Origin of the sequence: Nocardioides sp., from assembly GCF_036374615.1 — a bacterium.
In the GTDB taxonomy this organism is placed as follows: Bacteria; Actinomycetota; Actinomycetes; order Propionibacteriales; family Nocardioidaceae; genus Nocardioides.
Map to the genome: position 1 here is coordinate 1 of NZ_DASUTK010000063.1, position 23,195 is coordinate 23,195.

The 23,195-nt window shown below is 71.1% G+C and carries 17 protein-coding genes; 13 read left to right on the forward strand and 4 right to left on the reverse strand.

The window, feature by feature from the left end; all coding sequences use genetic code 11:
- Nucleotides 1–1,052: AAA family ATPase (locus VFZ39_RS04885; protein WP_330864603.1), on the reverse strand; the 1,052-nt coding region annotated here is incomplete at its 3' end.
- A 158-nt stretch (nucleotides 1,053–1,210) separates the two neighbouring features.
- On the opposite strand from VFZ39_RS04885, the gene VFZ39_RS04890 reads away from it, so the two are divergent.
- Nucleotides 1,211–2,071, forward strand: coding sequence for a DegV family protein (locus VFZ39_RS04890; protein ID WP_330864604.1), 861 nt, complete (start codon nucleotides 1,211–1,213; stop codon nucleotides 2,069–2,071).
- A gap of 12 nt (nucleotides 2,072–2,083) precedes the next feature.
- Here VFZ39_RS04890 and VFZ39_RS04895 read toward each other — a convergent pair whose 3' ends face one another.
- Nucleotides 2,084–2,662, reverse strand: coding sequence for a hypothetical protein (locus VFZ39_RS04895; protein ID WP_330864605.1), 579 nt, complete (start codon nucleotides 2,660–2,662; stop codon nucleotides 2,084–2,086).
- Between the two features lie 305 nt (nucleotides 2,663–2,967).
- Between VFZ39_RS04895 and VFZ39_RS04900 the strand changes: the two genes are divergently transcribed.
- From VFZ39_RS04900 to holA, 3 genes are read left to right on the forward strand one after another with little or no spacing between them, the layout of a single operon-like run.
- The gene (locus VFZ39_RS04900; RefSeq protein ID WP_330864606.1) at nucleotides 2,968–3,828 is read left to right on the forward strand and encodes a ComEA family DNA-binding protein; all 861 of its coding nucleotides are present in this window, start codon (nucleotides 2,968–2,970) and stop codon (nucleotides 3,826–3,828) included.
- Nucleotides 3,829–3,843: 15 nt separating this feature from the next.
- Nucleotides 3,844–6,054: a ComEC/Rec2 family competence protein gene (locus VFZ39_RS04905; RefSeq protein WP_330864607.1), complete on the forward strand. Its 2,211-nt coding sequence runs from the start codon at nucleotides 3,844–3,846 to the stop codon at nucleotides 6,052–6,054.
- A 9-nt stretch (nucleotides 6,055–6,063) separates the two neighbouring features.
- Nucleotides 6,064–7,047 (forward strand): DNA polymerase III subunit delta, encoded by a 984-nt coding sequence (gene holA / locus VFZ39_RS04910; RefSeq protein ID WP_330864608.1) that lies wholly within the window; start codon nucleotides 6,064–6,066, stop codon nucleotides 7,045–7,047.
- Nucleotides 7,048–7,112: 65 nt separating this feature from the next.
- On the opposite strand, the gene rpsT is transcribed toward holA, so the two are convergent.
- Nucleotides 7,113–7,373, reverse strand: coding sequence for a 30S ribosomal protein S20 (gene rpsT, locus VFZ39_RS04915; RefSeq protein WP_330864609.1), 261 nt, complete (start codon nucleotides 7,371–7,373; stop codon nucleotides 7,113–7,115).
- 133 nt (nucleotides 7,374–7,506) lie between these two features.
- Entirely contained in the window at nucleotides 7,507–8,475 is a 969-nt protein-coding gene (locus VFZ39_RS04920) for a phosphotransferase (RefSeq protein ID WP_330864610.1), read from the reverse strand.
- Between the two features lie 105 nt (nucleotides 8,476–8,580).
- Here VFZ39_RS04920 and lepA point away from each other — a divergent pair, with 105 nt between their 5' ends.
- From lepA to VFZ39_RS04965, 9 genes are all read left to right on the forward strand, one after another.
- A complete protein-coding gene (gene lepA / locus VFZ39_RS04925; protein WP_330864611.1) occupies nucleotides 8,581–10,455 on the forward strand; it encodes a translation elongation factor 4 in 1,875 nt (624 codons plus the stop codon).
- Between the two features lie 2 nt (nucleotides 10,456–10,457).
- Nucleotides 10,458–10,787 (forward strand): hypothetical protein, encoded by a 330-nt coding sequence (locus tag VFZ39_RS04930; RefSeq protein WP_330864612.1) that lies wholly within the window; start codon nucleotides 10,458–10,460, stop codon nucleotides 10,785–10,787.
- 328 nt (nucleotides 10,788–11,115) lie between these two features.
- A complete protein-coding gene (locus tag VFZ39_RS04935; protein WP_330864613.1) occupies nucleotides 11,116–12,540 on the forward strand; it encodes an HNH endonuclease signature motif containing protein in 1,425 nt (474 codons plus the stop codon).
- A gap of 318 nt (nucleotides 12,541–12,858) precedes the next feature.
- A complete protein-coding gene (locus VFZ39_RS04940; protein WP_330864614.1) occupies nucleotides 12,859–13,767 on the forward strand; it encodes an aminoglycoside phosphotransferase family protein in 909 nt (302 codons plus the stop codon).
- A gap of 34 nt (nucleotides 13,768–13,801) precedes the next feature.
- Nucleotides 13,802–14,446 carry an MOSC domain-containing protein gene (locus VFZ39_RS04945; protein WP_330864615.1) on the forward strand — a complete coding sequence of 215 codons (645 nt, stop codon included), beginning with the start codon at nucleotides 13,802–13,804 and terminating at the stop codon, nucleotides 14,444–14,446.
- A 138-nt stretch (nucleotides 14,447–14,584) separates the two neighbouring features.
- Nucleotides 14,585–16,402 (forward strand): AMP-dependent synthetase/ligase, encoded by a 1,818-nt coding sequence (locus VFZ39_RS04950; RefSeq protein ID WP_330864616.1) that lies wholly within the window; start codon nucleotides 14,585–14,587, stop codon nucleotides 16,400–16,402.
- A 59-nt stretch (nucleotides 16,403–16,461) separates the two neighbouring features.
- Nucleotides 16,462–17,673: a radical SAM family heme chaperone HemW gene (gene hemW, locus VFZ39_RS04955; protein ID WP_330864617.1), complete on the forward strand. Its 1,212-nt coding sequence runs from the start codon at nucleotides 16,462–16,464 to the stop codon at nucleotides 17,671–17,673.
- 194 nt (nucleotides 17,674–17,867) lie between these two features.
- Complete coding sequence (locus VFZ39_RS04960; protein ID WP_330864618.1) at nucleotides 17,868–19,484, forward strand: MFS transporter; 1,617 nt, start codon at nucleotides 17,868–17,870, stop codon at nucleotides 19,482–19,484.
- 4 nt (nucleotides 19,485–19,488) lie between these two features.
- Nucleotides 19,489–23,013 (forward strand): adenylate/guanylate cyclase domain-containing protein, encoded by a 3,525-nt coding sequence (locus VFZ39_RS04965; RefSeq protein WP_330864619.1) that lies wholly within the window; start codon nucleotides 19,489–19,491, stop codon nucleotides 23,011–23,013.
- Nucleotides 23,014–23,195 lie beyond the last annotated feature (182 nt).

Genomic DNA, 23,195 nt, shown 5'->3' on the forward strand with positions numbered 1-23,195 from the left:
GGTGTCTCACCGTGGTAGTGGTCGCGCTGCTCGGCGATCAGGTCCACGTCCTCGATCACGATCATCGCGGGCTGGAGCGTTCGTGCGATGGAGCACGCCTGCTTGACCAGGTGCAACGTGTCGCCGGTGAGCTCGACGACGGTCGTGCCGGTGAGCTCGCCGACCAGGTACCGCACCGTGTGGGTCTTGCCCACCCCCGGCGGTCCGTAGAGCAGCAGGCCTCGCTTGAGGTGCTGACCGGCGTCGCGCAGCCGGTCGCGGTTGCGAGCGACCCCGATCACCTGGCGTCGTACGTCGTCGAAGGTGTGCTCGGGCAGGATCAGCGACTCGCGGGGGATGGGCTGGCGTGCGTGGAAGCGCAGCACCGAGCCGCGCTCGCCGAACATCGAGTGCCCGAACGACACCACCTGGCCGCGGTAGACGTTGTGGCGCAGGGCCAGGGCGCGGAGCTCCTCCGCCACGCGCGCGCCCGCGTCGGGCCGGTCGGCGACGATCTCGACGGACACGTTGCGCTGCTCGTCGTCCGCATCCGAGCCACGGAACAGCACGGCCACCCGTGAGTCGCCGTCCTGTGCAAGCACGACGACCGCGCGGTAGCACTCGCGGGTCAGGCCGTCGGGCCCGGCCGGCAGGGTCACCCTCGCCACGTTTCCCGGCCGCGGCGTGTTGAAGCCGTCGGGGTCGGCTGCACCGACGAGCTCGGCCATCCCGAAGGGGCCGCGGTGCCGGTAGCCGGTGACTCCGACGACCTGGTGCTCGCGCACGGCGACCCAGGCGTCGAGGGCAGCCTGTACGTTCACGTGCTCGTACGCCGGCCACTGCTCCTCCGTGATCGGCAGGTGCTCGGTGGGGACTCCGAGGTAGTCCCCGATGATCGGACGGAACCGCGGCCGTTCCGCCTCGCGGGCCTGCTGCACCCACCGGTTGACCAGCCGGCGCCCGTACCGACGGACGTCGGCGAGCTCGGGCCCGCGCTCCGATGCCGCACCCACGCCGTTGCCGGCTCTCATGCTGGCACTGCCGAAGTAGAGGCCGGGCTCGGGCTGGTCCATGAGCACAGGGTAGGGGCGAGGTCCAGGACGAGCCGGAGGTTCCGCCGCGGACGCACGACTCGACGGCCGCGCGTCCACGAACCAACGGCCGCAGGCGCGCGACTCAACGGCCGCGCGTCAACGAATCAACGTGGGGATGACCGGTAGCGTGCGGACTCATGTCTCGGACTGTGCTCGTCACCGACTCGACGGCCTCGCTGCCGCCCGAGGTGACCGAGGCGCGCGGCATCGTGGTGGTGCCGCTCCAGGTCGTGATCGGCGCGACGTCGTACGACGAGGGCGTCGGCGGCGCGACGCCAGCGCTCGTGGCCGAGGCGCTGCGTGAGTTCCGCCCGGTGTCGACCTCGCGGCCGGCGCCGGAGGTGGTGCGCGCGGTCTACGAGCAGGTGGCCGCCGGCGGCGCCACGGAGATCGTGTCGGTGCACCTCTCCGGCGACATGAGCGGCACCTTCGAGTCCGCGCAGCTGGCCGCACGCGACGCGCCGGTGCCGGTCCACACGGTCGACACGCGCCAGGTCGGCATCGCCGCCGGCTTCGCGGTGCTGGCCGCCGCAGACGTGCTCGACGCTGGGGGCGGTGCCGCGGAGGCCGCCGACGCCGCACGCGCCCGAGCCGCTGGCACGACGTCGCTCTTCTACGTCGACACCTTGGAGTACCTGCGCCGCGGGGGTCGGATCGGTGCCGCGGCCGCGCTGCTCGGCGGGGCGCTGGCGGTCAAGCCGTTACTGACCATCAGCGAGGGGCGGGTGGCCTCCCTGGAGAAGGTCCGGACGGCCGGCCGGGCTCTGGCGCGGCTCGAGGAGCTGGCCGTGGCCGCAGCGGGCGAGCGGCCGGTGGACGTGGGCGTCGCCCACCTGGCCGCCGACGAGCGCGCCGCCCAGCTGGCAGAGCGGCTCGGCGCGAGACTGGTCGACAACCTCGAGGGGCGCGACATCCTCTGCGGTGAGGTCGGCGCCGTGCTCGGAGCCCACGTCGGACCGGGGATGCTGGCGGTGTGCGTCTCACCGACGCCCGCCTGATCTCGTCGCTGTTCAGGAGAGGTACTCCGCTGCGATGTCGCACAGGTCGCCGCCGTCGCCGACAATGCGGATCTCCGGTTCTGAGAGCTCCTCCGAGAGCACCACGTCGTCCTCGATGTCGGTCGTGCCCATCGGGTCGACGATGAGCTGGAGGTGCTGGGTGGTCGTCACGATGCCGACCAACCCCCCGGGCTTGGTCCGATAGCTGTCCCGACCGTAGAGCTCCACGGTGATCGTGAGTGTGCCGTCGGCGTTCTCGGTGACCCTGCGATCCACCTCGTGGCCGTGGGACATGCCGTACATCGTCGCGCCGGTGTCTTCGTTCGTGAACGTGTTCCGGTTCCAGAAGCGGACGCTGACGTGCACCTCACCGTGCTGCAGGCGCTCCTGGAAGACCGCGTGGACGTCCGCGTCGTGTCGAACGGGGAACGGGACGTCCGGACAGTCCTCGACGTGGGTGCCAACGTCCGAGACGACGAACGCCTTCGTCGGAGGTTCGGCCGCCCCGGCCGGGTTCGCGGGTAGGGCGAGCATGGTCGACAGGGTGATGGTGGCGGTCAGGCCGAGCGTCGCCGGACGAATGCGGGACATGAGAAACCTCCAGGTGTGTGAGCTCCGATGCGGACTCGTGGTCGCCGAGCGGCGAAGCGTGGAAGTCCGCCTCTCCTCTCGTACGACGTTCGGACCAGCGTTCAGTCCACAAACGCCGCCGCGCACCGGTCGGTTGGGTGGGATCCGATTGGTCTGGACCGGCTGGTGGCCGTCGCGCCCGACACGAGCGCCAGTGGTCCGACCACGAGCCGGTGACTTTCCACAGCGTTGTTCGGTGCACGCTGGTCCACAGGCGCCCGCGGCTACCTGCCCTGGGGTCGGGTGCCGTCCATAGCGTTCCGCGCATGACCCGCATCCGACGAGCCGACCACGAGGCGGCGCTGGAGCGTCGGCTCACATCGCTGCGAGACGAGGTAGCTGCGTACGGCGCACCCGAACCGCCCACGCGCGACATCGAGCCATCCGAGGTCGTCCCGGTGCCGGTGCCACTGGCGTTGCCGAGACCCGGGCGCCACGCGTCGCGCCGGCCCGGTCGCGCGGCGGGACTGCTTCCCGAGTCGATGCGCGGGCGGATCGCGCTCGGTCCCGGCACGCTCACGGTCGTCGCGGTCGTGGTCGCGGTGGGTCTCGGCGTGACCGCGTGGTGGATCGTCCGTACCGAGCCGAGCGTGGTCGCTCCCGTCGAACCACGGCCGGCCCCCGCCCTGGCGTCGCCGGCCACGCCCACGACGGCGGCTGCGGCCGATGGCGCCGCGGAGGGGGCCGCGACCCCGGGAGGCAGCGTCACCGTCGACGTGGCGGGCAAGGTGCGACGGCCGGGCATCGCCGTGCTCGATGCCGGTGCCCGCGTCGTCGACGCTCTACGCGCGGCGGGCGGTGCCAGGCCAGGAGTCGACCTGACCGGGCTCAACCTGGCCCGGGTGCTGGTGGACGGCGAGCAGATCGTGGTCGGCCTGCCGGCTGCCTCCACGACGGCTCCGGCCGCACCGGTGGGGGGCGCGACCCCAGCGGCGCCGCTCGTTGACCTGAACACGGCGACCACGGTCGAGCTCGAGGGCCTGCCGGAGGTCGGGCCGGTGACGGCGCAGGCGATCGTCGCGTGGCGGGACCAGAACGGCGGGTTCACCGCCGTCTCCGAGCTGCTCGAGGTCGACGGCATCGGCGACGCGACGCTCGCCACGATCGCGCCGTTCGTGACCGTCTGACACCCGGTCCAGACGGTGTCCCGTCCTGACCTGCGGATGCCGACCTTGGCTCTGGCGGCGTGGGCAGGAGCATTGGTTGCGTCGCTGCTGCCGACGACCGGAGCGCTCGCCGCGATTGCCGGCGTCTCCGCCCCCAGCCTGGTGGCCTCGGTACGGCGGGGTAGTCGACTGGTCGTGGCGCTGGTGCTCGTGTTCACGGCCGTCGGGGCCGCCGCCGCGCTGCGCCACGAGCGGGTCGCGTCCGACCCGGTGGCGGTGCTGGCGGTCGATCGGGCAGCGGTCCACGCGACCCTGGTCGTCACCTCCGACCCTCGTCCGGTCACCGGCGGTTTCGGCGACGGCGTGATGCTGCGCGGGTCGGTGCGGCGGGTGACCGGCCGGGGTGCGAGGTATCAGGTGCGAGCGCCCGTCCTCGTGCTGGCCGGACCCGGGTGGGCGGACGTCCCCCTCGGGTCGACCGTCGAGCTCACCGGTCGGCTCGCCCCACCCCGGGACGGTGCGGGCTCCGACGGCCTGTCCGGCGTGATCTTCGCTTCCGGCGACCCCGAGGTCGTCGGAGGCGCGGGCGTGTGGTGGCGAGCGGCTGACGCCGTCCGCGAGTCGCTGCGGAGGTCGGTCGCCCCGCTGCCCCGCGACCCGCGAGCCCTGGTGCCGGCCCTGGTCGTGGGCGACGACGCGGCGATCGACGAGGAGCTCTCCGAGGAGTTCCGGGCCACCGGCCTCACCCACCTGCTCGCGGTGTCGGGCACGAACCTCACCCTGGTCGTGGGCTTCCTGATGGTGGTCGGGCGTTGGTGTGGCGTACGTGGCCGAGGGCGCTACGTCGTCGCGGCGGTCGGGATCGCCGGGTTCGTGCTGGTCGCGCGCACCGAGCCGAGCGTCGTCCGGGCGGCCGCGATGGGCACGGTGGCACTCATCGGTCTGGGGGTGGACGGGCGGGACCGGGGCCCCCGAGCCCTGGGCGTGGCCGTCGTGGCGCTGCTCCTCCTCGACCCCGGGCTGGCCGTGTCGATCGGCTTCGCACTGTCGGTGGTGGCCACTGCCGGCATCCTGCTGCTCGCACCCGGTTTCCGGGACGCGCTGGGTCGATGGCTCCCTCGGTGGTGCGCGGAGGCCGTGGCCGTGCCGACGGCCGCCCAGCTGGCCTGCACTCCGCTGGTGGCCGCCATCTCCGGCCAGGTCAGCCTGGTCGCGGTCGGAGCGAACCTGATCGTCGCGCCGGTGATCGGGCCGGCCACGGTGCTCGGGCTCGCGGGTGGCGTCCTCGGACTCGTGTGGGAGGGAGCGGGTCGGGTGTGCGGGACGCTCGCCGGCTGGTGTGTGGCCTGGCTGGCTGCCGTGGCAGCTCGGGGTGCCTCGCTGCCCACGGCGGCGATCGATTGGGGGACCAGCGCTGTCTCCCTCGCGGCACTGTCGGTGCTCGTGGTCGCGCTGGCGCTCTGGCTCCCGCACCTGCTCCGCGGACCGGCCGGGAGCCTCGCGTGCTGCGGCGTCCTGGTCGTGGCCGTGCTGGTTCGGCCGCCGTCACCCGGCTGGCCGCTACCGGACATGGTGCTGGTCGCCTGTGACGTCGGCCAGGGCGACGCCCTGGTGCTCCCTGCGGGGCCGGCCAGCGCGGTCGTCGTCGACACCGGCCCGGACCCGCGCCCGGTCGACCGCTGCCTGGACCGACTGGGCGTCGATCGCGTGCCGCTGCTCGTCCTCACCCACCCGCACGCCGACCACGTCGATGGCGTCGACGGAGTCGTCGACGGCAGGTCGGTGGGCGACCGGCTCACCAGCGCGACCGCGACGCCGGGGGAGACCTACCAGGTCGGCGCCGTGACGCTGCAGGTCCTCTGGCCGCCGGCTGGGCTCGACAGCGTCAACGCGAACGACGTGAGCGTCGTGCTGCTGGCCGAGGTGCACGGCGTCCTGATGCTGCTCACGGGCGACATCGAGCCGCCCAGCCAGGCGGCTCTGGCGCGGATGTGGCCCGACCTGGCCGTCGACGTGCTCAAGGTGCCCCACCACGGCAGCAGGTTCCAGGATCTCGACTGGTTGCTGGGCCTGGGAGCCGACGTCGCGGTCGTCTCCGTGGGTGCCGACAACGACTACGGCCACCCGGCGCCTGACACCCTGGAGCCGCTCGCCGACGCCGGACTGGAGGTGCTGCGGACCGACGTCGACGGCGATGCGGCGGTCACGGTGGACGACGGTCAGCTCGGTGTCGCACGCTCCCGATAAGGTCCGGGCATGGTTGGTCCGCGCGCGTCCGACGTCCTGGGCCGGGTCACGCTGGTGACCGGCAAGGAGGAGTTCCTCGGCGAGCGGGCCGTGCAGCAGGTGCGCGCGGCGGTCCGTCGCCACGACCCCGAGGCCGAGGAGTCAGAGACGCGCGGCGCCGATCTCGGAGGGGCGTCGCTGGGCGAGCTGGCGGCCCCGTCGTTGTTCTCCTCGACGCGGTGCGTGGTGGTCCGCGCGCTCGAGGACCTGCCCGAGGAGTCCGTGGCAGGTCTGCTCGACTACGTCGCCGCTCCCGTCGAGGACGTCGCCCTCGTGCTCGTCCACGGCGGTGGACAGAAGGGCAGCGGCGTACTGACCAAGCTGCGCAAGCTGCCGACGGTCACCGAGGTGAAGTCCGCCGAGCTCCGCGCGTCGGAGTACCCCGGATTCGTGGCGACGGAGGTCCGCACTGCCGGCGGCAGGATCGACCAGGAAGCAGCGGTCGCACTCGTGCAGTCGGTCGGTCAGGACCTGCGGTCCCTGGCGGCGGCCGCCACCCAGCTGGTCTCCGACTTCCCCGACCGCACCCTCGGCGTTCCCGAGGTGAAGCAGTACTTCGGCGGACGTGCCGAGGCGAAGTCGTTCGCGGTGGCCGATGCCGCGTTCTGGGGCCGACGGTCCTCGGCCCTCGAGGAGCTCCGCTGGGCACTGGACGCCGGGACCCCGCCGGTCCTGGTCACCTCGGCCTTCGCGGGCAGCGCCCGCAGCGTGGCGCGCTATCTCGCCGCCCCACGCGGGCAGCGCGAGGGCGACCTGGCCCGCGAGCTCGGCGTACCGCCCTGGAAGGTGAAGACCGTTCGCGACCAGTCCCGGGCCTGGTCCGAGCCGGCCATCGCCCGCGTGATCCGCGCGGTCGCTCAGGCCGACGCCGACATCAAGGGTGCGGCCAGCGACGCCTCGTACACGTTGGAGCGGCTGGTGCTGACGGTCACCGGCCTGCGGGAGCAGAAGTAGTCCGGGGCTCGAGACCCGGAGACGACAAAGGACCCGCCGTAACGGGTCCTTCGGGGTGCGGAGCCTCAGAGAGAGGCAGCGCGCTTGGCGATGGCCGACTTGCGGTTCGCCGCCTGGTTCTTGTGGATGACGCCCTTGGAGGCGGCCTTGTCCAGCTGGCGGGCCGCTGCGCGCCCGGCCTCGATCGCCGCGTCCTTGTCACCGGCCTCGGCGGCCTCGCGGAACTTGCGCACGGAGGTCTTCAGGCCGGACTTGACGGCCTTGTTGCGCTCGTGACGCTTCTCGTTCTGCTTGTTCCGCTTGATCTGGGACTTGATGTTCGCCACTGATGAAGCCTTCGGTTGGTGGTGGACGGAGCTGAATGCTGTGGGTGCTACTGAGTTCTGGGCGCCGCGACAGGTGTCGCGAGCGACGAGCAAGATTAACAGCGCTGCTCACGCGCGCCCAAATCACCAGGCGTCACGTCCAGCCCCGGCGCTCGCACAGCCAGGCCCAGCACACCTCACCCTGCCACCGCTGGAAGTCGCGGAGGTACGGCGAGGTGGGAGGCACCGGACCGGCCGCCGACTTGAGGAAGTACGCCGTGACCAGCGCGATCACCGAGTCGACGTCCTCGGCCGGGACGTCGCGCAGCAGTGGCCGGCCCTTGATCACGGCGTCGACGTCCACCCCGTCGCCGCGCGGCCCGATCAGCATGAACAGCGAGTCGAGCCACGGGGCACCGACGACCGGCCAGTTCCAGTCGCAGAACCAGACCTTGCCGTCGCGGTCGATCAGGGCGTTGTCGTCGCGCACGTCGGTGTGGACCACGGTCTCACCGGCCACCACCTCGGCGTACCGTGCAGCGAGTTGCTCGGCCTCGTCCACGTGGGCGAGCTCGGGGTGCAGCTCGCGGACGCCCTCCCAGCACTCGAAGAACGGGCCGAGCTCGGCGGCGGCGGTCCCGAGGTCCAGCTCGGGCGAGGGTGGGGTCAGCTGGTCGGCCACGATCTCCAGCGCGTCCAGACACGCGTCGAGCTCCTCGGCCCGCCACGGGCGAGCGGGGTGCCGGCCGTCGACGTACTCGATCCCGATCGCCAGCCACTCGTCGTCGAGCACCCACTGCAGCCGAGGCGCTGGGACGGTGTCGGGAAGTCCCGCCAGCTTGCGGGCCTCCTCGCGGTACGCCCGCGCGAACAGTGGTTGGGCGTTCGTGGAGGCGGCCTTGACGAAGTGCCTCGTGCCGTCCTCGCAGGTGAGCACCGAGGCGAACCCGGGCGTGAACCCGCGGTTGCGCGACTCCGCCGAGACCACGGGTGACCCGAGCTGCTGCTCGATGCCGGCGCGGAGCGTGGGCGGGAGGAACCGCCACTCCAGCCGGCGCGCCGTGTCGGCGGTGCCGGGCACCGGCTGGAACGACGGCCGGGACGATGGCCGGGGGGACGACATGAGGAGCATCATCACCGATCGGCGCCGTTTCAGCCCTACCACCGCAGCCGTGGGACAATCGGCAACCCGCCTGTCCACCGCACAACCGAGACCCGAGAGCAGTCCGTGCCCGTCCCTTCCGCGCCGAAGCCCGGCCAGACCGACCCGGCGATCATCCGAAACTTCTGCATCATCGCCCACATCGACCACGGCAAGTCGACCCTGGCCGACCGGATGCTGCAGCTGACCGGCGTGGTCGACGAGCGCTCGGCGCGCGCGCAGTACCTCGACCGGATGGACATCGAGCGTGAGCGCGGCATCACGATCAAGAGCCAGGCGGTCCGGATGCCCTGGACGGTGCCGGCCGACAACGACGAGGACGCCGAGCCGGGCACCTACGTGCTGAACATGATCGACACCCCGGGCCACGTGGACTTCACCTACGAGGTGTCCCGGTCGCTGGAGGCGTGCGAGGCCGCCGTGCTGCTGGTCGACGCTGCGCAGGGGATCGAGGCCCAGACGCTCGCCAACCTCTACCTCGCCCTCGGCGCCGATCTCCACGTCATCCCGGTCCTCAACAAGATCGACCTGCCCTCGGCCGACCCCGACAAGTACGCCGCGGAGCTCGCCCACATCATCGGGTGCGACACCTCCGACGTGCTGCGGGTGAGCGCCAAGACCGGCGAGGGCGTGGCGAGCGTGCTCAACGAGATCGTCAAGCAGACCCCGCCACCGATCGGCGACGCGGACGCTCCTGCGCGGGCGCTGATCTTCGACTCGGTGTACGACACCTACCGGGGCGTGGTCACCTACGTCCGGGTGTTCGACGGCAAGCTGAGCCACCGCGACCGGATCAAGATGATGTCCACCAACGCCGTGCACGAGATGCTCGAGGTGGGCGTGATCAGCCCCGAGCCGGTCAAGGCAGGCGACCTCGGGGTGGGTGAGGTCGGGTACCTGATCACCGGCGTGAAGGACGTCCGCCAGTCGCGGGTCGGCGACACGGTGACACTCCAGCACCACGGCGCGACCGAGGCCCTCGGCGGCTACAAGCACCCGAACCCGATGGTGTTCGCCGGGCTCTACCCGATCGACGGCGACGACTACCCCGACCTGCGCGAGGCACTGGACAAGCTGCAGCTCAACGACGCGGCGCTCGCCTACGAGCCCGAGACGTCCGGTGCGCTCGGGTTCGGCTTCCGGTGCGGGTTCCTCGGGCTGCTGCACATGGAGATCACGCGCGACCGGCTCGAGCGCGAGTTCGGTCTCGACCTGATCTCGACCGCTCCCAACGTGGTGTACGAGGTCACGATGGAGGACGGGACGCAGTACGAGGTCACCAATCCCAGCGAGTACCCCGACGGCAAGATCGCCGAGGTCCGCGAGCCCGTCGTACGAGCGACGATCCTGACGCCGTCCGACTACATCGGCACCGTCATGGAGCTGTGTCAGAACAAGCGAGGCAGCCTCTTGGGGATGGACTACCTGTCCGCGGACCGCGTCGAGATGCGCTACACGCTCCCGCTCGCCGAAATCGTCTTCGACTTCTTCGACCAGCTCAAGTCGCGCACCAAGGGCTACGCCTCGCTCGACTACGAACCGACCGGCGACCAGACGGCCGACCTGGTGAAGGTCGACGTCCTGCTTCACGGCGACCCCGTCGACGCGTTCTCCGCGATCGTCCACAAGGACGCCGCCTACGCGTACGGCGTGATGCTCGCGAGCAAGCTCAAGGACCTGATCCCGCGCCAGCAGTTCGAGGTCCCGATCCAGGCCGCGATCGGCTCGCGCGTGATCGCCCGAGAGACGATCCGCGCCATCCGCAAGGACGTGCTCGCGAAGTGCTATGGCGGTGACATCACTCGGAAGCGCAAGCTGCTCGAGAAGCAGAAGGAGGGCAAGAAGCGGATGAAGATGGTCGGCCGCGTCGAGGTCCCCCAGGAAGCCTTCATCGCCGCCCTGTCCACCACGCAACCTGCTGAGAAGGCCGGCAAGAAGTAGCCGTGGCCACCTGGCGCGACGTCGAGCGCATCGCCCCCTCACTCGAGGGCGCCCGCCCGGGAGTCGCCCACGAGGGATCGCCCACGTTCGACGTCGGCCGGCACCCCTTCGCCCGGCTCCGCTGGGACGACGACGGCCGGGAGATCCTGCAGTTCTGGTCCCTGGAGCTGGACTCCGCGCTCGCCCTGGCTGACCGGCCGCACGTCTTCTGCCGGATCGACACCTTCAAGGTCAAGGTGTCCATCTGGGCGTGGCTCGACCAGCTCGACGTCGAGGAGCTGACCGAGCTCCTGACCGACTCCTGGCGTGCCCGCCGCGGCGTCCGCTCCTGATTGCCTTCCGGGGGCCGAAGTTGAGGTGTCGACCGGAGGTTGAGGTGCCTACACGTGTGGAGCTCGCCTTGGCCAGTGGTGTAGCTGCGAGGAGGCAGCAAAGGGGAGGGCGCAACGTTGGGTGCGTCGGGACGGCCGGCCCGGTGGTCGATGTGCTTGCCGCCCGGTGGTTGAGGTGCGAAGGCGCCCTGGCGCCTGAGCCTCGAAACCCCCGGGCCCTGCACGCCAACCCAGCCATCAGGAATCGTCCGCGAAGAAGGCGGAAACCCCTGTGGAATAAGGGGATTCCGGCACATCGGTTGTCAGTGGTCGATGGTTGGGTAGAGCCATGACCACAACCCCACCCGACTCCGTTGCCGGCACCTTCCAGGTGCCAGATGACGCGGCCGGCGTGCTGGCCGCCGCCCGGGAACGGCGCGCTGCGGCGGACCGGGCCGAGGCCGACCTGCTGGCCTTAGCGGTGCAGTGGGCGGTGATCCACCCGGCCGAGACCCTCGATGACGCCGAGGGCTACGCCACCCGGGTTCACCTGGCCGGAGTCGATGAGCAGCCGGTGACCCTGGCCGGACCGGGGGCGCCACTCGTCAAGGAGTTCTCGGTGGCGGAGTTCGCTGCCGCGATCGGGGTGGGCACCGAGACCGGCAAGTACTACCTCGGCCACGCCCTGGAGCTGCGCTACCGCCTCCCCAAGTGCTGGGCACGCGTTGTCTCGGGTGATCTGGCGGCGTGGAAGGCGCGTCGGGTCGCCAACGAGACCATCTCCGCCGCCCTCACCCCAGTGGCCGCCCGGTTCGTGGATGCGCATGTGGCGCCGGTGGCGCACAAGATCCGCCCCAGCCAACTGACCCGGGTGATCGAGGAGGCGATCGGCCGGTTCATGCCCGAGCACGCCGAACGCCGGCGGCGGGAGGCCGCCGACGGCCGCCACCTGAACATCGACCATTCGCAGATCTCCTTCCAAGGCACCTCCCAGATCTCCGGCGAGCTCGACCTGGCCGACGCACTCGACCTCGACGACGCGATCCGCGACCTGGCCGCCCAGCTCGCCGACCTCGGCTCCACCGAGAGCCTGGATGTGCGCCGTGCGATCGCGTTGGGTGAGCTCGCCCGCCGCCAACTCGCGCCCACCCTCCCCATCGGGCCCGACGCTGAGCCCGACCGCGAGCCGCAGCCCGAGCCCAAGCAGGCGAAGAAGGCGAAGCGGTCGCGGACTGTGCTGCACCTGCACCTGTCCGAGGCCGCACTGGAGGGCAGGGAGCTGGTGGGGCGGGTGGAGAACACCCGCCAACCGGTCACCGTCGAGCAGATCCGGGCCTGGTGTGGCCGCCCGGACACCGACCTGGTCGTCCAGCCGGTGATGGATCTGGAGGGGCACGTGCACGTGGACGCCTACGAAGTCCCCGACCGGATCGCCCAACGCGTGGCGCTGCGGGACCTGACGTGCGTGTTCCCCTGGTGCACCCGGCCCGCCCGGAACCTGGACCCTGATGGGCATGGCTGCGACTGCGACCACGTGACTCCCTACGAACCGGGTGGGCCGCCCGGTCAGACGTGTGCCTGCAGGCTCGCACCCCTGTGCCGGCGACATCACCGGTTGAAGACCCACTCCGCCTGGACCTACACGATCGTCGAACCCGGCACCTACCTGTGGTCCAGCCCGCACGGCTACCAATACCTCCGTGATCACGAAGGCACCCTCGACGTGACGACCGAGCGTCACTGTGCCGGCTGCCGGCATCACCCACGAGATTGACTCCGCCCCACACCCCGCCGCCGGCGGGTCATCGGCATGTCCAGAGCTCGTCACAACCCCTGACAAAGCCAGATTCGGTCGCCGCGTGAACAGTCCGTTGCGACGGCAGTGCGAGGCCGGGGGTTTCGAGGCTCCCTTAGCTCGCTCCTCAACCATCGGCCCGCGACCGAGAGTCCGGCCGGGGCTTCAGGGACGTGATGACGACCTCGTCCTCAGTGATCTCGATGTTGGGCTCGTTGACCTCGCCCGTGACTCCGCTGTTGCAGCCCAGCCGAGTGACAAGGACGGCGACGGGCAGCGCCCTGACACGATGGCGGCGTGCCCCGCATCCGCCTCCCCGCCGGTGTCCTCGGGATGGCGGACCGAGACGACGTCTGGGCCGACTGGGTATCGGCCCTCCCAGCCCGCGTCGAGGGACTGCTCGACGAGTGGGGGTTGCGCGAGGACGGCTGGTCGATGCACGGCTACACCTCGCTGGTGGTGCCGGTCCGGGACGAGGCCGATCAGCCGCTGGTGCTGAAGGTGACGTTCGACGGCGACGACGAGTCCGAGCACGAGGGCCTGGTCCTGGGCCGGTGGGACGGTCGCGGGGCGGTGCGGATGCTGCGGGCGGATCCCAGTCGCCGCGCGCTCCTGCTCGAGCGGCTCCACTCGACCGACCTGCGCAATGTGTGGGACCTCGAGGCCTGCGAGATCGTGGCCGGCCTGTGGCGGGACCTGCACGTGCCCGCGATGCCCCAGCTCCGCTCGCTCGCGTCGTACGTCGAGCGCTGGGTCGCCGATCTCGCGACCCTGCCCGCGAACGGGCCGGTCCCGAGGCGGCTGGTGCAGCAGGCGACCTCCCACGCGCGCGACCTCCTCGCCGACGACGAGGCCTCGGACACCGTGATCCACGGCGACCTCCACTACTTCAACGTGCTCGCCGCCGACCGGGCCGACTGGCTCGCGATCGATCCCAAGCCGATGAACGGCGACCGCCACTACGAGGTCGCGCCGATGTTGTGGAACCGGTTCGAGGAGCTCGCGGCCCGTCCCGGTGGGCAGAGCGTGCGGGCGGGACTCCTGAGACGATTCGAGACGCTCGTTGACGCCGGTGGCCTCGACGAGGACCGCGCCCGCGGCTGGGTGGTCGTCCGCGAGGTGCTGAACGCCGCCTGGGCCGCCTCCGACGGCGACGCCGAGGCGGTCACGACCGCCGTGACAATCGCCAAGGCCGTCCAGAAGTGAGCCGGCATGGAGACCGGATGTGAGGATGCCACCCGTGACCTTCACGATCCGCTCCGTCAACACCGGCATGCCCCGTGACTGGGAGTGGGCCGGCATCGGCTACACCTCTATCGAGAAGCTCCCGGTGTCGGGACCGGTGCGGGTCGACAAGCTCGGACTCGAGGGCGACCAAGTGTCGGACGTCGCCCACCACGGCGGGGTCGACCAGGCCGTTTACGCCTTCGCGCGCGAGGACCTCGATGCCTGGGTCGAGGCGCTCGGCCAGCCGATCCGCGACGGACTGTTCGGCGAGAACCTCACGACCGTGGGCTACGACGTCAACGAGGCGGAGATCGGGGAGCGCTGGCGGGTCGGCTCGACCGTGCTCGAGGTCGCGAGCATCCGGATCCCCTGCAACGACTTCAAGGGGTGGATGGGGGAGAACGGGTTCGACAACGCGGCCTGGGTGAAGCGGTTCTCCGAGGTCGGCCGCCCCGGCCCCTACCTCCGGGTCGTCGAGGAAGGTGTGCTGCAGGCCGGCGACACCGTGGACGTCGTCCACCGCCCTGGCCATGGCGTGACCGTGTCGACCATGTTCCGCGCCCTCACCACTCAGCACGGCCTGCTGCCGCAGCTGCTCCTCGTGGACGACCTGGTCGAGGAGGCCCGCGAGAAGGCCGAGCGGTACGTCGCGACCTGATTCGGGCCCCGTAACGCCACAAACAGCCCGCCAGTCGGCGGTAGTGCTACCGCTGCGTAACCCGGTGATCTAGGTTACTCCGCAACGAGACTCGCCCCCGGCGACCTGACCCCAGTCCGAACAGCCCAGGAGTTCCCCGTGCCCATCGTTCACGACACGTCCTTCGTCGACACCATGCCGGCCAGCGTGGCGCAGCAGTTCCTGGAGCGGGTGAAGAAGTCCCCTGACCGGGAGGCGTTCCGCTTCCCGGTGGGCGAGTCCTGGGAGTCGATGTCGTGGCAGCAGGCCGGCGACGAGGTGTCGCGGCTCGCGGCCGGACTCCTCTCGCTCGGGCTGCAGCCCGAGCAGCGGGTCGGGATCGCATCGGCCACGCGCTACGAGTGGATCCTCGCCGACCTCGCGATCATGTGCGCGGGCGCAGCCACGACCACGGTCTACCCGACCACCAACGAGGACGACACGGCCTACATCCTGGCCGACTCCGAGTGCAAGGTCGTCTTCGCCGAGGACGACGACCAGATCGCCAAGCTGAGGAACCGCAAGTCCGAGCTGCCGCACGTCGGCAAGGTCGTGACGTTCGCGGGCACCGCCGACGGCGACTGGGTGATCGACCTCGAGGCCCTGGCGGCCCTGGGGGACTCCTACCTGGCCGAGCACCCGGGCGTCATCGCGGAGACCGTCGAGAAGATCCCTGCAGACCAGCTCGCCACGCTGATCTACACGTCCGGCACGACCGGCCGCCCGAAGGGGGTGCGGTTGCGCCACTCGTCCTGGGTCTACGAAGGGTCCGCGATCGAGAACCTGCACATCCTGTCCGAGGACGACCTGCAGTTCCTCTGGCTCCCCATGGCGCACTCCTTCGGCAAGGTGCTGCTCTCGGTCCAGCTGGCCTGCGGCTTCCCGACCGCCATCGACGGTCGGGTCGACAAGATCGTCGACAACCTCGGGGTGGTGAAGCCCACGTTCATGGGCGCGGCGCCCCGCATCTTCGAGAAGGCGCACGGCCGGATCGTCACCATGACTGCCGCCGAGGGCGGTGCCAAGGAGAAGATCTTCAAGCAGGCGTTCAAGGTCGGGCTGCAGGTCGACCAGCTCAAGCGCGAGGGCAAGTCGATCCCGCTGCCGCTCAAGCTGCAGCACGGGCTGTTCGACAAGCTGGTCTTCAGCAAGGTGCGCGAACGGTTCGGCGGTCGGGTGCGGTTCTTCATCTCCGGCGCCGCGGCGCTCAACCGTGACATCGCCGAGTGGTTCCACGCCGCTGGCATCTTGATCCTCGAGGGCTACGGCCTCACGGAGAGCGCGGCCGGCTCCTTCGTGAACCACCCCGACCAGTACAAGTTCGGCACCGTCGGCCCGGTCTTCCCGGGCTCGGAGGTGAAGCTGGGCGAGGGCGACGAGGTCCTGATCAAGGGCCCGGGCGTCATGGACGGCTACCACAACCTGCCCGAGGAGACCGCGAAGGCGCTGACCGACGACGGCTGGCTGCACACCGGTGACAAGGGCTCCATCGACGAGGACGGCTTCCTCAAGATCACCGGCAGGATCAAGGAGCTCTTCAAGACGTCCGGCGGCAAGTACATCGCACCGCCCGCGATCGAGTCGAAGTTCAAGGCGATCTGCCCCTACGCCAGCCAGTTCGTGGTGTTCGGCGCCGAGCGCAACTTCTGCGTCGCGCTGATCACGCTCGACCCCGACGCGATCGCCGGCTGGGCGGCGGAGAACGACATCAGCGGCGACTACACCGCCATCGTCTCCTCGCCCGAGTGCCAGGCGATGGTCAGCGAGTACGTCGACGAGCTCAACAGCAACCTCAACCGCTGGGAGACAATCAAGAAGTGGCAGCTGCTCGACCACGACCTGACGGTCGAGTCGGGGGAGATGACCCCCTCGATGAAGGTCAAGCGGAACGTGGTCGAGGAGAACCACCACGAGCTGATCGAGTCGTTCTACAGCTGACCGCCGTTCCTTGCCCTGCAGGTGTGAAAGCGCAGGTCAGGGCGTGATTGGATGGGCGCGTGCCCTCCGCGCTGCCGCCGGGGGAGCCGGCGCCCGAGGACGGCCGGCTGCCCGCCCCCGCCCTTGCCGAGCTCGGCACGCGACCCTTCGGGATGTACGTGCACGTGCCGTACTGCCGGGTGCGGTGCGGCTACTGCGACTTCAACACCTACACGGCCGCCGAGCTGGGTCCGGGCGCCTCGCAGGCCACGTGGGCGGAGTCGGCGATCTCGGAGGTGCGTCAGGCTCGCGAGGTCCTGGGCGACGTCGACCTGAAGGTGTCGACGGTCTTCTTCGGCGGGGGTACGCCGACGCTGCTCCCGCCCGCTGAGCTGGGCGTCGTCCTGGCATCGATCGCCGGGGAGTTCGGCTTCGCCCGCGATCCCGAGATCACCACCGAGTCCAACCCGGACTCGGTCGCTGCGTGGGACCTCGACCAGCTGAGGGGCGTTGGGTTCAACCGGATCTCGTTCGGGATGCAGTCGGCAGTGCCGCACGTGCTGGCGACACTCGACCGCACGCACGACCCGCTGCGCGTGCCGGCGGCGGTCGAGTGGGCGCGCGCCGCCGGCTTCGAGCAGGTCAGCCTCGATCTCATCTACGGGACGCCGGGGGAGTCGCTCGAGGACTGGGAGACGTCGCTGGACGGCGCGCTGGGCTGCGCGCCCGACCACCTCTCGGCGTACGCCCTGATCGTCGAGGACGGCACCGCCCTCGCCCGTGCGGTGCGCCGCGGTGAGCTGCCCGCTCCTGACGACGACGACCTCGCCGACAAGTACGTCGCGACCGAGGACCGGCTCGGGAGCGCCGGCCTGCACTGGTACGAGGTGTCGAACTGGGCACGCACCGAGACGGCTCGCTGCCGGCACAACGTCGGGTACTGGAACGGCGACCACTGGTGGGGCATCGGCCCGGGTGCCCACTCCCACGTCGGCGGAGTCCGCTGGTGGAACGTCAAGCACCCCGCGGCGTACGCCGAGCGGTTGCGCGAGGGGCGCAGCCCGGCGCACGCGCGAGAGGTGCTGACCGCCGAGGACCGGCGCACCGAGCGGGTGCTGCTGGAGCTTCGGATGGCGACCGGTCTGGACCGCGACGTCCTCGACGGCGCGGGCCGCGCGGCGGTCCCGGACCTGGTGAAAAGAGGCCTGCTGGTCGCGGACGCGCCGGTGCTGAGACTGACGCTCGCCGGTCGGCTGCTGGCCGACGCCGTGGTCCGCGACCTGCTGCCGTGAAGTAGGAACGCGTTCGGAGTACGAGACACGGGCGGCTCGAGCGGTCTACATTCGGTCCAGCATCGTCACTCTCGGGAGTTCAGGGGGAACCGGGAATGGCGGACGAGACGGAGACTGTGCCTGGGGAGGCGCAGTCGCCCGCGCCGGATCGCGGGGCGCTTCGTGCCGTTCTCGGCAATCCGAACCTGCGTCGCGTGCAGGTCGCCTTTCTCGGGTCGGCGGTAGGCGACTGGGCCTACGCGACGGCCATCGTCGTGTGGGCCTACGACGCCGGCGGAGCACGGGCGGTCGGGATCTGGCTCGGCATCCGGTTCGTGCTGGGCGCGCTGACCGCCCCGATCGGCGCCGTGTATGCCGATCGGTGGTCGCGGCGCGGACTGATGATGCTCACCGACGCGCTACGGGCGGTGGCCGTGGCAGGGGCTGCGGTGTTGATCGCCGTGGATCTCGCGGCGCCGATGGTCTTCGTCCTCGCCACGCTCACCTCACTGCTGGCCTCGCCCTTCCTGATCGCGCAGCGGGCGCTCCTGCCGGGCCTGTCGCGGACCCCGGCTGAGCTCGCCGCCGCCAACGGGCTGCACAGCACGATCGACAGCCTGGCGTTCTTCGCGGGACCGGCCCTGGCCGCGGGTCTGCTGGTCGCCACCGACGTACCCGTCGTGCTGGTCGTCAACGTCCTGACGTTCCTCTGGTCGTTGGCGCTGGTGAGCCGGGTCGTCGTGCCGCGCGCCGAGGGGCCTCGGGAATCGGGCGCCGACGAGTCCGACGAGAGCCAGGACGGTGCCAGCGGTCCCGAGGAGACCTTTCTCGCCGAGACCCTGGCGGGCTTCCGGATCATCGGCCGCGATCGCGTGCTGCTGCTCACCACCGTGCAGGTCAGCCTCCAGACGGTGATCGCCGGAGCCATGACTGTGTGCCTGGTCGTGATGGCCGACGAGATCCTCGACTCTCCCGACGCGGGGCTCGGCTACCTCAACGCCGTGATCGGCGTCGGCTCGATCCTCGGCGGCATGCTGGCGATCTCCCGAGCCCGGCGCGGCACGCTGGGTCGCGACATGACGGTCGGCGTAGTCCTGTGGTCGCTACCGCTGCTGCTGGTGACGGCGTGGCCAACCCCGGCCGCCTGTTTCGCCGCGGCGGCCCTGCTCGGCCTGGCGAACCCGTTGGTCGACGTCAACATCGACACGATCATGCAACGGCTCACGCCTGACGAGCTGCTCGGACGGGTCTTCGGTGCCCTCGAGTCGTGCGCCATCGCGACGATGGCGATCGGTGCCCTGGCCATGCCGTTGCTCCTCGAGCTGATGTCCCTCCAGGCTGCGCTGGCGGTGCTGGCCGTTCCGGTCGCGGCGCTGGCCCTGATCGGCCTGCCCGCCATGATCCGGCTCGACGCGACCCTGACGGCACCGCGCGGGTTGGAGCTGCTGCGCAGCCTCGACCTGTTCGCGCCGCTCGACCCGGCCACGACCGAGCAGCTCGCCGGCTCCCTCACCGAGGTCCGGTTCGCCGCGGGGGACGTGCTGGTCCGGGAGGGCGAGGAGTCCGACCGGTTCTTCGTGGTCGAGTCGGGCCTCGTGCGGGTCACGCAGACCGATGCGCTCGGCGAGCGGGTGCTGCGGACGGAGGGCGCCGGCGAGTACTTCGGCGAGATCGGGCTGCTCCGCGACGTTCCGCGCACCGCGACGATCACCGCGCTCGAGGAGACCGTCGTGCTGACCCTGGCTCGCGACGACTTCCTCCGGGCCGTGTCCGGCCACCGTGAGTCCGGGCTGGCCGCCGAGGCCACCATCCGTCGACGGCTGGCGACGTGATCCGATGAGCACCTGCCACGCGTGCGCCACCGAGCTGCCCGACGGCTCGCGGTTCTGCCTGGCCTGCGGCGCGGGCCAGGTCGCGCCCGGCTGCGTCAGCTGCGGCGTCCAGCTCCCGGCTGGTGCCCGGTTCTGCCTCGAGTGCGGTACGCCGCAACCGGGGGCGCATCCGGCGCCGGCTGCGGGCGCCGCATCCGGCCCGGCGACTCCCCTGGTAGCGCGGCGCGTCACGAGCGTCCTGTTCGGCGACCTGGTCGGGTTCACGAGCCTCTCCGAGTCACGTGACCAGGAGGACGTGCGCGAGCTGCTCTCGGCGTACTTCGAGGAGTGCCGCCAGATCATCGGCCGCTACGGCGGCACGGTGGAGAAGTTCATCGGTGACGCCGTGATGGCCGTGTGGGGCGTTCCCACCTCTCACGAGGACGACGCGGAGCGCGCGGTCCGGGCGGGTCTCGAGCTCGTGAGCGCCGTCGAGGCGATGGGCGCCGACGTGGGCGTGTCCGACCTCGCGATGCGAGTGGGGATCGTCACCGGCGAGGTGGCGGTCACGATCGGCGCCGAGGCCCAGGGGATGGTGGCCGGGGACGCCGTGAACACCGCGTCCCGGGTGCAGTCGGCGGCCGCACCCGGCCAGATCTGGGTCGACGAGACGACCAGGCTGCTGACGTCCTCCGCGATCTCGTACGTCGACGTCGGTAGCCACACCCTGAGGGGCAAGGTGGAACCGATCCCGTTGTGGGCGGTGCGCGCGGTGGTCGCGGGCGTCGGGGGCTCCCAGCGCGCCGACGGGCTCGAGGCGCCGTTGGTGGGCCGCGACCGGGAGCTGCGGCTGGTCAAGGAGATCTTCCACGGCATCGAGGACAGCCGGCGCCCGGCTCTGCTCGTGGTCGACGGGGAGGCAGGTGTGGGCAAGACCCGGCTCGGCTGGGAGTTCGAGAAGTACGTCGACGGCCTCAACTCTGTGGCACGTTGGCACGCCGGCCGCTGCCTGGCCTATGGCGAGGGGGTGGCCTACTACGCCCTTGCCGAGGCGATCCGCGCACGGTTGCAGGGGCTCGCCCCCGAGGAGGACGGCACCGAGGACCAGACCGTCCTGCTGGAGCTGGGGCTGGACCGGTACGTGAATGACCCCGCAGAGCGCGAGTGGTTGGCCCCGAGGCTCGGCGCTCTGCTCGGGATCGGTGCCGTCGGCAGCCACCCGCGGGAGGACCTGTTCTCGGCCTGGACGACGTTCCTGCGGCGTACCGGCGAGGACGAGCACCCGGTGGTACTCGTGATCGACGACGCCCAGCACGCTGACGACAGCCTGCTCCAGTTCTTGGAGTACCTGCTGTCGGTCGGGGCGTTCGGCTGCTTGGTGCTGCTCCTCACCCGACCCGGGCTGCTGGAGGAGAACCCGGCGCTGGCCACGAACCGGCGGGCAACCGTGCTCCACCTCGAGGCGCTGTCGGAGCCCGACGTGGGCAGGCTGCTGGACGGGTTGGTCGCGGGACTGCCCGAGACCGTCCGCGCGTCCCTCATCGAGCGCTCCGACGGCGTGCCGCTGTTCGCCGTCGAGACGGTGCGCTCGCTGATCGACCGTGACCTGGTGGTGCCGCGAGGCGGGCAGTACGTGCTCGAGGATCCCGACCGGCTCGATCTCGACGCCGTCGGTGCCCCGGCGTCGCTGCAGGCGCTGCTCTCGGCCCGGCTGGACACCCTGGACCCCGACCAGCGGCGGCTCGTCGACCGCGCCAGCGTCATCGGCGACGCCTTCGACCAGGACCAGATCGAGCGGTTGTGCCCCGAGGTCCGCGATGTCGAGCAGGTGCTGGCCGGACTGGTGCGGCTGCAGCTGCTCCGGCGGGAGTCGAGCCGCTTCACCACCGAGCACGGTCAGTACCAGTTCATGCAAGGTGCGGTCCGGCAGGTCGCCTACGGCACGCTGTCGCGGCACGACCGCAAGCTGGGGCATCTTGCCGTGGTCGACGTGCTGCAGCCCGAGGGGACCCCGGCGGGCGAGCTGGCACCGATCATCGCCCAGCACCTGTTGGAGGCCTTGGACGCGGTCCCCGACGCCGAGGACCAGGGGCGGCTGACCGCCCGGGCGATCGAGGCGTTGCAGGAGGCGGCAGTTCGAGCCGGCGCACTCGGGGCGCCGAGGGAGGCCGCGGGTCATCTCGAAGAGGCCCTGTCGCGATCCTCGGACCCGGCGACCGGGGCCGTCATCGAACGCAACCTCGCCGACGTGCTCGACCAGGCCGGCAGCGGGGAGGACAGCGTGCGCCACGCGGAGCACGCGACGGCGACGTTCGACACGCTCGGAGACGCGGGTGAGGCCGGGCTCGCGAGTGCCGTGTGGGGCCGGGCCCTGCTCTCCCTGGGACGCTATGACCAGGCAACACAGGTGTGCGGGGCGCGGCTCGAGGCGGTGCGTGCGATCGGCGGTCTGCCGGAGGTCGAGCTCGCGTTGCTGCGGGTGATCGTCGCGGCCAAGCTGCGACTGGGCGAGGACCTGCTCCGGCCCGGCATGGAGCTCGCGCGGCTGGCGGAGTTCCTCGGCGACCGGTCGATGATCACCATGAGCTTCGGCATGCTCTCCGTCTACTTCCAGCGCACCGGCGCCCGGAGCCTCGGCCGGCTGCTGCTCGACGCGGAGGCGGACTCGGCCCGCGCCGATCACGACAACGTCGCCCTGGCGCGGGTTCTGTGCAACCTCAACGCGGACTTCAACTGCGAGAACACGGTGATGGCCCAGGAGTACGGCGAGGAGGCGGTGACGGCCGCGCGGTCCGTCGGCGACCGGGTGTGGATCAGCGTCTCGGTCATCAACCTCCTGCTGGCGATGGCTCTACGCGGGAGGTGGGACGAGGCACTCGCCCTCGCGGAGGACCCCGATCAGGTCAGCGACTTGGACGCCCCCTATCTCGAGCTCGTGCGCCTCCACGTCCTTCGGTCTCGGGGCCTGGCGTGGACGCCTGGCCCCGGATACCTCCGGCAGGGCGAGGAGCAGGACGAGGCGAGCTCCGCGGTCCGGAGCCTGATCGTCGCGATCGAGCACGGCGACGCGGGCCAGCGCGACGCGGCCCGACAGGCCGTGACCGCTGCGCGCCAGATGGTCGAGTACGGCGGGCTCTTCGACGACTTCGGCGTCCTCCTGGTGCTGGGCGTGGACCTGGCGACGGAGCTCGATGACACGGAGGCGCTCGCCGAGCTGATCGACCTGGTCGACCAGCGACCGCGCACCCGGCCCCCGGACGCTGCCCGCTTCGGGTACCACTGGGCTCGGGCGCTGCTCGGGTCCCGCAACGGGGCAGATCCCGAGCAGGTCGAGGCCGACTTCCACACGGCGCTCGCCGACGCCCAAGGCTGGCACTCGGAGCCGTGGGTGGCACGGGCCAACGCCGACCTCGGGGTCTGGCTGTCCCGCGCCGGACGCGAGGAGGATGCAGCGGGGCCGCTCCGGGCCGCCCGCGAGACCTTCGAACGGCTGGGCGCGACCCGGTGGTCGGAGCAGCTGGAGGCCTCGCTGGCCGGGGTCCGCGCGTGACGGCGCGCCTCGGCGGACGGCGCAGGCGCGACGGAGATCAGCCGGCACCCGAGCCTCACCCCCGTTCCAGGTGAGGTCGGTGCTGCAGGCGCTCTGCGACAACGCCGCTCCATCGCCAGGATGATGCGCGTTGTGTCAGCGACCCGACAGAACCCGAGCGGCCGGCACTGCATGATCAGGTC

Coding starts and splice junctions, on each gene's coding strand:
- VFZ39_RS04890 (WP_330864604.1), top strand. CDS start 1,211: ATGTCTCGGACTGTGCTCGTCACCGACTCGACGGCCTCGCTGCCGCCC.
- VFZ39_RS04895 (WP_330864605.1), bottom strand. CDS start 2,662: ATGTCCCGCATTCGTCCGGCGACGCTCGGCCTGACCGCCACCATCACC.
- VFZ39_RS04900 (WP_330864606.1), top strand. CDS start 2,968: ATGACCCGCATCCGACGAGCCGACCACGAGGCGGCGCTGGAGCGTCGG.
- holA (WP_330864608.1), top strand. CDS start 6,064: ATGGTTGGTCCGCGCGCGTCCGACGTCCTGGGCCGGGTCACGCTGGTG.
- VFZ39_RS04920 (WP_330864610.1), bottom strand. CDS start 8,475: ATGTCGTCCCCCCGGCCATCGTCCCGGCCGTCGTTCCAGCCGGTGCCC.
- VFZ39_RS04935 (WP_330864613.1), top strand. CDS start 11,116: ATGACCACAACCCCACCCGACTCCGTTGCCGGCACCTTCCAGGTGCCA.
- VFZ39_RS04965 (WP_330864619.1), top strand. CDS start 19,489: ATGAGCACCTGCCACGCGTGCGCCACCGAGCTGCCCGACGGCTCGCGG.